General features: G+C 57.5%; 6 protein-coding genes. 5 read left to right on the forward strand and 1 reads right to left on the reverse strand.

All coding sequences use genetic code 11. From position 1 onward, the window contains the following. Nucleotides 1-52: 52 nt before the first annotated feature. Nucleotides 53-2,665, reverse strand: coding sequence for a DUF7133 domain-containing protein (locus EGT74_RS00160; RefSeq protein WP_123844422.1), 2,613 nt, complete (start codon nucleotides 2,663-2,665; stop codon nucleotides 53-55). 185 nt (nucleotides 2,666-2,850) lie between these two features. On the opposite strand from EGT74_RS00160, the gene EGT74_RS00165 reads away from it, so the two are divergent. From EGT74_RS00165 to EGT74_RS00185, 5 genes are all read left to right on the forward strand, one after another. After that, complete coding sequence (locus EGT74_RS00165) at nucleotides 2,851-3,426, forward strand: cysteine peptidase family C39 domain-containing protein (RefSeq protein WP_123844423.1); 576 nt, start codon at nucleotides 2,851-2,853, stop codon at nucleotides 3,424-3,426. An 18-nt stretch (nucleotides 3,427-3,444) separates the two neighbouring features. After that, the gene (locus EGT74_RS00170; protein ID WP_123844424.1) at nucleotides 3,445-3,933 is read left to right on the forward strand and encodes an RNase H family protein; all 489 of its coding nucleotides are present in this window, start codon (nucleotides 3,445-3,447) and stop codon (nucleotides 3,931-3,933) included. 217 nt (nucleotides 3,934-4,150) lie between these two features. Beyond that, nucleotides 4,151-4,954, forward strand: coding sequence for a hypothetical protein (locus tag EGT74_RS00175; RefSeq protein WP_123844425.1), 804 nt, complete (start codon nucleotides 4,151-4,153; stop codon nucleotides 4,952-4,954). A 241-nt stretch (nucleotides 4,955-5,195) separates the two neighbouring features. Further along, nucleotides 5,196-9,386: a hybrid sensor histidine kinase/response regulator transcription factor gene (locus tag EGT74_RS00180; RefSeq protein WP_158617936.1), complete on the forward strand. Its 4,191-nt coding sequence runs from the start codon at nucleotides 5,196-5,198 to the stop codon at nucleotides 9,384-9,386. Nucleotides 9,387-9,848: 462 nt separating this feature from the next. Further along, complete coding sequence (locus EGT74_RS00185) at nucleotides 9,849-13,037, forward strand: SusC/RagA family TonB-linked outer membrane protein (RefSeq protein ID WP_123844427.1); 3,189 nt, start codon at nucleotides 9,849-9,851, stop codon at nucleotides 13,035-13,037. The last annotated feature ends 7 nt before the right edge of the window (nucleotides 13,038-13,044 follow it).

Raw genomic sequence — 13,044 nt, forward strand, 5'->3', positions numbered from 1 at the left:
CCTCAAACATCACCGGTGATATCCGAGGGCCTTTGTATGTAAAAAGTCCGTTCTATTTCTTCTGCTGCGCCAGGAAAGTCACCAGCGACGCCAGTTCCTCATACGACAGTGCATTGGCCAACCCTGCCGGCATCATGGAATTTTTCAGTTCCTTGCGGCTCACGATATCCGATGCCTTGATGGTGGTCACATTGCCGCCGATATCTCTCAGCACCACTTTGGCGGCGGTTTCTTCCGTCACGAATCCCATATAGCTCTTGTTGCCTTTGGCGGTGATCATCACCGTGGCGAAACCCTGGGAAATGGAAGCGTTCGGCTTCAGGATGGATTCGGCGATCTGCTCGCGGTTCATGATGGAGCCTACCTGCCCCATGAATGGGCCTTTCATTTTCTCGCCCTTGCTGATGCTGTGGCAGGCGATGCAACCCTGGGTGGTAAACAGCACTTTTCCTTTGGCGGCATCTCCTTTCAGGTTATTGATGGCCAGCAGTACGTCTTCGATGGACGATTTACCCACCTGTCCTTTCTTATTCTTGATTTTCTCCAGGTCTACCTTCGGTTCTTTGGCTGCTACCGGCTCCGCTTTCTTTTCCGGTGCGAATGCGGCAATATCCATCCTGTGGCGGGCATCGAGGTCCCTGAAGTATTGTTTGCGGGCAGGCCCTGCCTTTACCGCTTCCGCTTTCAGGAATTTTTCGATGGCAGGCGAGCTTTCCCACAGCACGGCTTTGTAGTAAGGGCCGTGTGAATCCGGGCGGGTGCCCCACCACCAGGATGCGTCGTAGGCATCTTCTTTTTTGTAGAGGCGTGCCAGCGTGGTGAGGATCTGTTTTTTCACCTTTTCGTCTTTCGACACGCGGTAGGCGCTCATCAAACCGGTCACCGCTTTCTGATCGTGCATATAACGCAGCGTCCACAGTGCGAGGGCGCTGTTCGGCGTGTTGATATTAGCCACGGCGGCATCCACGGCATGCAGGTTCACAAGGGCCTGCACGGCCAGGTGGGGCAGCACGATCGCCGCATTGGGCGTAGCGTGCGGGCCTTCCGTTTCTTTGGCGGGTGTGGCGAAGGAAGCAGGTACTTTGGTTTGCAGCAGCGCGGTAGCAGCATCCGTGCGGCCCAAACGGCCCAGCCCGATGATGGCGGCAGCCTGCACACGCGGCGACGCATCTTTGAGGCCTTCCAGGAAGGGCGCTGCAGGCACGTCTTTCACGATGCCTTTACGGTCGGCCAACGCCCGCAGGGCATGTTCTTTCACCGCCGCATCTTTTGTCAATCCCGCCAATGCAGGAATGCCTTCAGCGCCTGCCGCCTGTGCGTAGGTATAGATACCGGCCACGCGGGCATACAAAGGCAACTGCGCGTCCGATGCGATGGCGAGTGCGGCGGCAACGCCCTGTTTATCGGCCCGGGCCACCAGTTCCTGCGACGCGTTCAGGCGGGCTACGGAGCTGGGTGATTTCAGCAACTGTGCCAGTTCTTCAACGGACACTTTCGCCAGGTCGGGAAATGCCGTGTACGTCCAGTTATTGGGTACCGCGCGGATCACATATCCTTTGTTCGGGCTGCCGGAATAACCTGCGCCATCCCATGCGGAGAGGAACAGCCTGCCGGAACCGTCCACATCGAGGTCGGTGATCTGGGGGAGTTGCAAAAAGTCTTCTTCCTTCTGGGTGAAGCTGGAACCATCGGGCATTACCCGGTGGATGTACAGCATGCTCCGGCCCCAGTCGGCCATCATCGGCACGTTATTGTATTTTTCCGGCCAGTTGGGCTCGGACATAAACAGGGCCCCGGTGCCGGAACCGCCGCCAACGTCTACCAGCGCGGGTAATATTTCGTCTGTAAAATGTTTGAACAGCACAGGATAGCCATATTCGCCGGACTGGATATGGTGCGAGAACCGCACGTTCCATCCACCGCCGTCGTTGGTATTTTCGCGGGTGAATACGTTCATATACGGGTCGATGGCCACGTCGTACACGTTACGGGTGCCGTGCGTGAATATCTCCATTTCTGTACCGTCGGGGCGTACACGTACGATCCCGCCGCCCAGCATGGTCAGTTTTTTGCCGGAACGGTCGGTGGCGTTATGGAACCCGAAATCGCCCACGGCGATGTAGATCCATCCGTCGATGCCCATCCGGATACCGTTGGTGGCGTGGTCCGTGCCCCGTTCCTGGATGTATTTGGTGTTGCTGAGGTTCTCGATCAGCGGCTGGGCGGGCCCGTCCGCTTTTCCATCCCCGTCTTTATCTTCAAACAGCACCAGGGCCATGCCGGTAGCTTTGCCCGTTTCTTTGGAAAAGGTGGTGTGCAATACGTACACCCGGTTGCCCAGCACCATGATGCCGCGGGGATTGTCCACCACCGCGAATTCGATGTGCTGGTCCATTTTGCCGTCGTTATCCTGGTCGACCAGCTTGAGGATACGGCCTTTGCCGGGGTCTTTCCCCAGCGAGCCGATCATATCCACACCAACAAACACTTCGCCGGTAGGCGCCACTGCAAGGCAGGCGGGGCTGGGCGTTACGTCAGGGCCGGAAAATCTCGTAATGGTTAACTCCGGCGGGTTGGAAGACGTGTTGAGCGTGTTTCCAACGAAACTCGTTGCGCCGACTAATACTGTAAGAGAGTAGATCAGTGGAAGTGAAAACTTAATCATTTGTATGTACTGTTAATTTAATATGGCGTTACCATACGCTTATCAATTCAAAAGAGCGGCCAATATTATAAAAAAATATTTTTCGTGGGGGATTTATTTTTTGGACGGCAGCCAGGCGGAACAGCGGCAATAATCTTCACACTTTAGCCAATATAGCGTTACTTTGCCGTTCAGTCAATACAACTATGGAACATATCCAGGATCTCTTACGGGCCGGACAGATAGCGGAAGCCATCCGGGAAACAGAAACAAAGCTCGGCCTGCTGCCGTCATCGGACTTTCACGGAGTGATCGGCAAAGACCTGCTGCACCTGCAGCCGGCGCTTACGTCGTTTCTGAACCACTTTTATACGGACATGAAGGAGGAAGAAGAGCTGGACATGAAGGCGATGTATATCGAAATGAACAGCTTCACCATACAATACGACCGCTGGTTCCTTCATGTATTGGGCTACGAGTCGCTGTCAGACCGGGACAACCTCGACTGGCTGACGGACTTCAGCGGCGAATCCGAAAAGAGCCTCGTCATCACCGGGTATGAAGCGCTGCAGGAAGCCAATAAAAAATACATGCAATCCGAAGGGTACCGCAACGACGACCTGCGGCAGGCATGTGAACTGCAGGAACTGCTGGTGATCCTGCGGGTGCAGGAACTGGTCAGCCATACCGTAACGGCGGGTAAAGGAAAATTCCCCTGGGCCGACCTTCCCGTATTTGTGGCGGCGCATGATTATGAAGACCTGATGTTTATTACGAAATAAATCCGGGACCCACCGATTTTGCCCACACCACTCACTACCACCACCGTAACAATCTACACAGACGGCAGCTGCCATCCGCCATTGCGCATGGGGGCCTGGGTAGCCATATTGCTGAAAGGGGATGAAAAAACGGTATTGACCGGCACCGCCACGGATGCCACCAACAACAGCATGGAACTGACGGCGGTCATTAAAGCCATTGAATATGTGCTGGCACACTACGCCGGCACAACAAGCCTCACCATCGTGACAGACAGCCAGTATGTAACAGGCCTCCCTGCCCGAAAGGAAAAACTGACCGCCCGTGATTTCAATACCAGGAAAGGAGACGAGCTGCGGAACGCGGATCTGGTAAAAACACTGTTCGGCTATTTGCCGGCGCTTGACATTGAATTTGTAAAGATCAAAGCGCATCAAAAACGGAACGGGGTTGCGGATTACAACGTGGAGGCGGATAAACAGTCAAGGAAGCTGGTGCGGGAAATGGTAAAGGGAAACTGCCTGTAATTTATGCGATTTTATACCTGTCGAACAGTTCGGTCATTATTAGAAATATTCCAACACCTGACGCTCTCCTTTTCGTCAGCCACGAAAACCACTTCGATGCAGCTTCGATATTTTCCATTCCGGCACGCACTCCCTTTCGTATTTCTCTAACGGCCCAAACGGGTGCGCGGGCGCTCTGGCGCGGTTTCTGCGGGCCAGCAGCTATAAAAATTCCATTATGGCCACACAAACAGGACTGATAAAATTCACCGGCCAGGTGGGCGGCCTGATCGGTTATAAAGTAGGCGCCGCATACTACCTGCGTTCCGCCGCGCAACAGGTACGCCAGAGCGCCCGCACCCGGCTGGCGGCCCGCGCCTTCGGGAAGGCTTCCACACTGGGCGCCGCCATGCGCCACGCCCTGAACGGGCAGCTGGACGGCCCTGCCGACAGCGCCGCCGTCAACCGCCTTAACAAGGCCCTGCTGGGCGTGCTGCAGGCGGACGACCTTCACCGGCACAAACGCTTCGCGCCCCGCAACTTCAAAAGCCTGAACGGGTTCTGCTTCAACCAGCACGCGGCCCTCTCCGATGTGATCGCCGTAACGCCGGCCGTACATCGCGACGGGAATGGCCATATACATGTGACCATTCCGCCCATGGAGGCGGGCAATTACAACCCGCGCGCCACCCACCTGAGCATCAAGGCAGTGGCGGTGCACATGCAACCCGGCTTCGACAGGGCGACCTCCACTTCCTCCGGTGCAGCGTTGATCCCCATCGGCCTTCCCGCCCGGGAAATCACGCTGGTGGTTCCGGCGGAAAAAGGCGCCATCAGCTGCGTATTGCTCGAAGTGGTGTGCTGCCGGAAGGAAGGAGGCCGGATGTACCAGCTGCAGAACCGCAAATACACCGCCACGGACATCATTGCCATACTGCCGGGGCGTACCTTGCGGGTGAAAAGAAAAAAAATGCTGCGTACCAGGAACGAAAGGCTGCAGCTGCTGCCGGAACCGCTGGTTGATTTTTATCCCCGGGAATAGGTCCGCTCCTTCCGCTCCGTACTTCCAATCTGCCTATCCCATCCAAAACCGCTCAGCGGATGGCCTCCTCATGCCCCTTTGCTTCGTTGCAGCCCGTTATTCTCCCGCAAACACACACTTTATACCCGCCCCGATGCTTTCCCCACCCCCCAGGCGTCTCATTTTCAACGGAACAACGCCCTTTCAGCACATCTCCATGCCCCCTGCAGGCCAAATCCGCATCAAGTCCACCTGTCACGGTATGTTCACCCGGTGTTCACCCGATGTAACCAGTACCTTCAGCCGGACTTCCGGCAGCGCTTCCCGGGAAGCATGCAACCTCCCCTACAGGAAAATTCCCCGCAAATCGTTATATTACGAACACAGTTCCACGATCTACATGTTCCAGAAATACTATCTGCCGCTTTTTTTGTGTTTGCTGCTGCACTACGCCAACGGTCAGCAGCCGTCGTATGAATTCAGCACGCTCAACATCCATCACGGGCTTTCCAACAACCAGGTCAACTGTATTTATAAGGACGCCAAGGGGTTTGTGTGGTTCGGCACCATGGGCGGGCTGAACCGGTACGACGGCAGCACTTTCCGCCATTTCCGCCACCGGCTGGCGGATTCGCTTTCCCTCAGCGACGATTACATCACCGGCATTTTCGCCGCCACGGGCCACCGCATGTACGTCAAAACCCGCCAGGGCGACAACCTGTACGATCCCGTGCTGGAGCGCTTCAGTCCTGCCGCCGCCTGGCTGCAAAGCCTGGGCCTGCCGCAGGCCGGGGTGGCCACCATCCTCAACAGCGGCGACACCTGCTGGATAGCCTACGCGGATTCCGGGCTGTACCGCAGCATCGGCGGCCGGAAAGCGGCGCGTATCGCGCTGCACAACCCGCGGCAAACAAGGATCGCAGACCTGAAACAGGAAAACGCGGGGCAGCTCATGCTCCTGTTTATGGACGGCCGCCTGACCCGGCTTGATGCCCGCAGCGGGCGCACCCTCCTGCAGACAGACACCATCAACCAGTTTGTCCCGAGCTCCCCGCTGTCGCTGCAGCTGTTTGTAGACAACGATCATGACCTGTGGGTCTGCTCCCCCGGAAGCGACTTCGGGGCGGTGTATTACAACCCGCGCAGCGGCGCCCTCCACCGCCTCACCAAACGGAACATGCTCCTCAATAACGACATCGTCAACAGCATCATACAGGACGCGCACGGCCGCATCTGGATAGGCACGGACCATGGGGGGATCAACGTGGTGGATAAAAAGGATTTCAGCGCCGCCTACGTCACCAACCGCATCCAGGACGCCAAAAGCATCGCGGAGAACGCGATCTATGCGTTGTATAAAGACGACCAGGGCATCATCTGGTGCGGCACCTACAAACGCGGCGTGAGCTATTATGCCGAAAACAAAATGAAATTCAGCCTCTACCAGCATAAAAACGGCGTCGCCAACAGCCTGCCGTTCAATGATGTGAACTGCTTCGCGGAAGACAGTAAAGGCAATCTCTGGATTGGCACCAACGGCGGCGGGCTCATTCATTTCGACCGCAAAGCGCATACCTTCCGGCAGCTCAAACACAACCCGGCAGACGATAACAGCATCAGCAACAACGTGATCGTAAGCCTCTACGTCGATAGACACGACAACCTCTGGATTGGGTATTATTTCGGGGGGATGGACTACTATAACCACCACCGTTTTTCTCACTACCGCCATGACCCGAAAGACCCCAACAGCCTGGCCAACAAGACCGTCTGGAAAATTTACCGCGACCGCCGCAACACTTTCTGGGCGGGTACATTGGGCGGAGGGCTCGACCGGTTCGACCCCGGTAACGGGATCTTTTATCACAACAGCGCGGACCAGCCCAACTCCGTTCACTCCAATTATATCACCGCCTTCGCCGAAACACCGGAAGGCGATCTCTGGATTTCCACGGCGTACGGCATCGATGTGCTCGACAAATCGAAAGGCATCTTTATTCACCTGCTGAGAAGCACGCACCAGCTGGGCAACGACAATGTGAGCTCCCTGCTCTGCGACAGCCGCGGCAGAATGTGGGCCGGCACCCGTGAGGGACTCAGCCTGTTCGACAAAAACACGCGTACCTTCCGCACCTTCCGTACCGAGCATGGTTTGCCGGACGATAACATCATCAGCATCCTCGAAGACCGGCAGGGTAACATCTGGGTGAGCACCTCCCGCGGCCTGAGCAGGATAACGGCGGAAGAAGGCCGCGACGGCATCCAGCTCAAATGCCGCAATTACGACGATGACGACGGCCTGCAGGGGAAAGTGTTCAACGTGAACGCCGCCCTGGGCCTGCGGAGCGGGGAACTGGTTTTCGGCGGGGCCGACGGGTTCAACATCTTCAGACCGGAAGAAATCCGGCAGTACCAGGCTGCGCCGGCGCTCGTGTTCACCAGCCTGCAACTATTCAACAAACCCATCGGCGTGAATGAAAAATTCCGCAACCACGTGGTGCTGCCTGCCGCGCTGCCCGAAACCCAGACGCTGGAGCTGCGGTATAACGAAAACGATTTTTCCATCGACTTCGCTTCCCTGAACTTTATCCATTCCGACAAAAACCGCTATACCTATTTCCTGGAAGGGTTTAACAAGGAGTGGATGCTGACGGACGGGCGTTCGCGGCGCATCACGTATACGAATATCAGTCCGGGCGATTACACCCTGCACCTGAAAAAAGCGGATGAAGACGGGCGCTGGAACAGCGAAGGCATTTCCCTGCAAATCCGCATCCTGCCCCCCTTCTGGAAAACGCCCTGGGCATATGCGCTTTACATCATGCTGGCCGTTGCGCTGCTGTACTTCTCCCGGAAACTGGTGATACACCGGGCGCACCGCCGCTTCACCCTGCAGCAGGAGCGGCAGGAGGCGCAGCGCATGCACGACCTCGACATGATGAAGATCCGGCTGCTCACCAACGTGAGCCACGAATTCAGAACGCCCGTGTCGCTGATACTGTCGCCCGTAGAAGACCTCATCCGTAAAAGCACCAACGCCGCCGACAAACAGCAATTCAGGTTGATCCAACGCAATGCCCGCCGTCTGCTCAACCTCGTGAACCAGCTGATGGATTTCCGGAAGATGGAGCTGCAGGAACTGAACCCCTCCCTGGTAAAGGGCGAGCTCATGGGTTTCCTCGAAGAGGTCAGCCATTCCTTCTCCGATCTGGCGGAAAGAAAAGGCATCGGATTTTCTTATACGGCCAACTGCGGCGAGCTGCACGTGTTGTTCGACCACGACAAGGTGGAGCGCATCGTGTTCAACCTGCTGTCGAACGCCTTTAAATTCACTCCGCCGGGCGGCACGGTGTCCGTCACCGCCGACGTGACCCGCGAAGCGGAGCTGGCTGTACTCGAACTCAAGGTGACCGATACCGGCATCGGTATGCCTGCCGAGCAGCTCGACAAAATATTCGAACGGTTTTTCCAGAGCGATCAGCCCGGGCAGTATGTGAACCAGGGCAGCGGCATCGGGCTGGCCATTACGCGGGAGTTCGTGAAACTGCACAACGGAACGATTTCGGTGCGCAGTGAGGCCGACAAAGGTTCCTGCTTCACCGTGCGGCTGCCGTTCACGCCTGCGGGCGAAGCAGCGCCGGAGGCTGCGCCGCCTGTACCCAAACAGGTGACCCTGGCCGGCGGCAAAAAGAAAAACAAGAAGAAAAAGACCATTCTATTGGTGGAAGACAATGAAGACTTCCGCTTCTACCTGAAAGATAACCTCCGGGAATATTACGACGTGATCGAAGCAACCGACGGGGCGGCGGGATGGCAGGAAGCCCTCGCCCGGCAGCCCGACCTGGTGGTGAGCGACGTGACCATGCCGGTGATGGACGGGGTGGAACTCTGCCGGAAAATCACCGGCGACGCCCGTACGCGGCACATCCCCGTTATCCTGCTCACGGCCCTGGCGGCGGAAGAAGCGCAACTCAAAGGCCTGGAAACCGGGGCGGCGGATTACCTCATCAAACCGTTCAACTTCGAGATCATGCTCTCGCGCGTACGCAACCTGCTCTCCCGGCAGGCGCCCTTGCAGCTTGTGATCCCGCAGAAGGAACCCGAAGGCGCCAACGGCCTCTCCAGCGACGAAAAGTTCATGCAGCGGGCACTGGAAATCGTGGAAAAGAACCTCTCCGACCCCGGCTTTACGGTGGAAGAACTGAGCCGGGAACTGTGCATGAACAGGGTATCGACCTACCGGCGCATCCACGCGCTCACGGGCCACCCTCCCATCGAATTCATCCGCACGGTACGCCTTCAGCGGGCGGCCATGCTCCTCACCAAAACCGAAATGAATATCACGGAAGTGGCGTACGAAGTGGGCTTCAACAATCCCAAGTACTTCGCCCGTCATTTCAAGATGGCCTATCACATGCTGCCGTCTGCCTACGCCATCGCCAACCGGAAATAAACGGGCAACGATTGCCGCAGCCGATGGTGCGGGCAATGCATACCTGCATTCCCCGGCCCGGTGCGGCCCTTGCTCTGATGCCGGCATAAAGACTTCATGTTTACCGAATTTCCCGGCTGCCGCATCGCCGGGCAGGGAATCAGCACCCGCCATTTTCCGCAAACCCTGGGCAACTTCCACTTCACACATGCCTGCAAAAGCAACCCGGCCACACCCGCCTTACCATTCCTTCAACAAAATGATCTACAATACATTGCATGAAAACCTGCAACAAATGATACCCCTCAAATTAACATCCCATCCCTGCCCTGCAACATTCCCGACCGGTAATATAAACAAGGGAGGCCCCTCACTGTGGAAAGCCGTTTCTACATTTATCCGGAGACTTATTCCACGTCTACTTATGAAATAACAACCAGGACTGAAACGCTCATTTCCCATCCACAAAAACTAATTGCACGTATGAAAAAAAACAGCATTACAGCATGGTCGTGTATGGCCTTATGCGCCATGATCTGCCTCTGGCTGCTCGCCCTGCCGGCCGTGGCGCAGAACACGCCCCGCAAAATCACGGGCACGGTCACGGACGCTGAAAGCGGCAGGCCCGTGGCCGGCGCCACCGTGGCCGTGCGCGGCACTACCAATGCGGTGGTGACCGACAACGAAGGCCGCTTCAGCATCAACGCCGCTGCCGGCCAGGTGATCGGCATCTCCTTTATCGGGCTGGCCGCCCGGGAGCTGCGGGTAGGCGCCGGCAATGTGCTGAACGCCTCGCTGGAAAAAGACCAGCGCCTGCTGAAAGATGTGGTGGTGGTCGGCTACGGCACCATCAAAAAAACGGACCAGAGCAGCGCCCAGGTCTCCATTTCATCGGCAGACATCGGCAAAACCATCAACACCACCATGGACCAGGCGCTCCAGGGCCGCGCCGCGGGCGTATACGTCACGCAGAACACCGGTCAGCCCGGCGGCGGCGTATCGGTCGTGATCCGCGGGGTCAATACCCTCAGCGGCACCAACGAGCCCCTCTATGTAATAGACGGCGTGCAGATGCAACCCGCCACGGTGAGCTACGGCAATACCAGCTCGGTGAACCCGCTGGCCGGCATCAACCCGGCAGACATCGAGTCCATCGAGGTGCTGCAGGGCCCCTCCGCTACCGCAGTGTACGGCTCCCGCGCCACCAACGGCGTGGTGCTGGTGACCACCAAACGCGGGAAGGCGGGGCAGATGAAGGTGAACTACAACTACCTGTATTCACAGCAGGGCAAACCCGACGACCTCTCTGTCATGAACCTCCAGCAATACGCCATCATGAACAACGAAATAGCCCGCCTGCTGGGCCGCACCCCTACCGCGGAATTCGCCAACCCCTCCGTGCTGGGCGAAGGCACGCGCTGGCAGAAAGAGCTCTTCCGCCCGGCGCCGCTGCAAAAGCACCAGGTGACCGTGAGCGGTGGCGCGAACAGCACCAATTATTATCTGTCCGGCGAATATTTCGACCAGGAAGGCGTTGCCATCGGTTCCGATTTCAAACGGTATTCGTTCCGCCTCAACCTCGACAACCAGTTGTTCAAATGGCTGAAGCTGAACACTACCCTCAGCTTTTTCCAGACGAAGGAAAAACTCGCATCCACCAGTGAAGACGTGATCCGCAACGCCATCAACCTCGCCCCCAACATCGCGGTGCGGAACCCCGACGGGTCTTGGGGCGGCGCCACGGAAAACGAATACGGCGGCAATGCCAAATATGCACCGCTGAACCCCGTGGCCATCGCCAACCTCATCGACAATAATCTGAAGAAGACCGGCGGGCTCGGCGGCATTTCCGCGGAAGTGGGCATCATCAAAGGGCTCACCTTCCGCACCAGTTTCAACGGCAACTTCGAATATGCGGACGGCAGCAAGTTCACGCCTACCTACCGCCTCGGGTATAACGCCAACGAGAAGGCCAGCCTGAGCATATCCACCAACCGCAACTTCTACTGGAACCTGAATGAACTGCTGCAATACAATACGAACATCGGCAAACACAGCATCGGCGTGATGGCCAGCCACGAAGCGCAGGCCTGGAACTACCAGAGCTTCAGCGCCGCCCGTACCGGTTTCGCCAGCAACGAAATCCCCAGCCTCAACCTCGGCGACGCGCTGGGCCAGACCACCGGCAGCTCCAAGGGCTCCGGCGCACTGGAATCGTGGCTGGGCCGCATCAACTACACGTACAACAACAAATACATCCTGCAACTCGCCGGCCGTGCAGACGGATCGTCCAATTTCGGGCCGGAGAACAAATGGGGCTACTTCCCTTCCGTATCCGCCGCATGGCGTGTGAGCGAAGAGCCCTTCATGCGCGGCCTCACTTTTATCAGCAACCTGAAGCTCCGCGCCGAGTGGGGCACCACGGGCAACAACGGCAGCGGCGGCGCGCAATACTCCGCGCTGAACTCGGTGACCACGCCCTGGGGCGCGGGTTTCCGCACGGGGCAATACGGCAACGCGGCCCTCAAATGGGAATCCACCGAAACCAAAAACATCGGCATCAACCTGGGCCTCTTCAAAGACCGCGTGCAGCTCGAAGCTGATTATTACGTCCGCAATACGGACAACCTGCTCATGCCCAACCCGCTGCCCGCTTACATGGGCACGCAGGGCGAAGGCGCCATCAACCCGCCCATCGTGAACATCGGCGCGCTCGAAAACAAAGGTTTCGGCATCACGCTCAACACGGTGAACATCGACAATAAAAGCGGCTTCACCTGGCGGACGAACTTCAACATCTCCTCGTTCAAAACAAAAGTCACCCGGTTCTATTCAGACGCCGCTTTCCTCTCCCGCAGCGCCTGGTATATGGACAACTTCACCAGCCGCTCCGCCATCGGGCAGGCGCCCTGGATGTTCTGGGGGTATGTGATGGAAGGGATTTTCCAGTCGGAAGAAGAGATCAACAAAAGCGCCATCCCCGCACAGGCGGACGGTACGCGCATGCCCGTATCGAGAGACGGCGGCGTGTGGGTAGGCGATATCAAATACAAAGACCTCAACGGCGACAAGATCATCGACTCCCGCGACCAGACCTATATCGGCAATCCCTGGCCGCAGCTGACTTTCGGGCTGACGAACACCTTTTCGTACAAAGGTTTCGACCTGAGCATCCTGCTCACCGGGGCGCAGGGGAACGACATCTACAATTACCTGCGTTTCAACAACACCAACCCGAACAACATCAACCTCGGCCGCAACCTGCTGCGTGAAGCGTTCGACTATGCGCGCATCAAATCCGAAGGCGGCAAAGACGTACTGGAAAACCCCGGTACGGATGTGCCCCGCATCACGGGCAGCGATCTCAACGGCAACGGCAACCGGTTTACCGACCGGTTCGTGGAAGACGGTTCCTACATCCGCATCAAAAACGTACAGCTGGGCTACAACCTGCCGCAGCAGTGGCTGCAGCGGCAGCCTATCGTGAAAGCGGTGCGGGTGTCGATCGGCGCGCAGAACCTGCACACCTTCACCCGGTACAAAGGTTTCGATCCCGAAGTGGGCGCCTACCTCGGCAAGGAAGTACAGCTGAACAGCCAGCTGATTGCCGTGGATGCGGGGCGTTACCCGCTCACCCGGATGTATACCGCCAGCATCGGTGTTGATTTTTAAAGCTAAA

It is taken from the genome of Chitinophaga lutea (assembly GCF_003813775.1).
In the GTDB taxonomy this organism is placed as follows: domain Bacteria; phylum Bacteroidota; class Bacteroidia; order Chitinophagales; family Chitinophagaceae; genus Chitinophaga; species Chitinophaga lutea.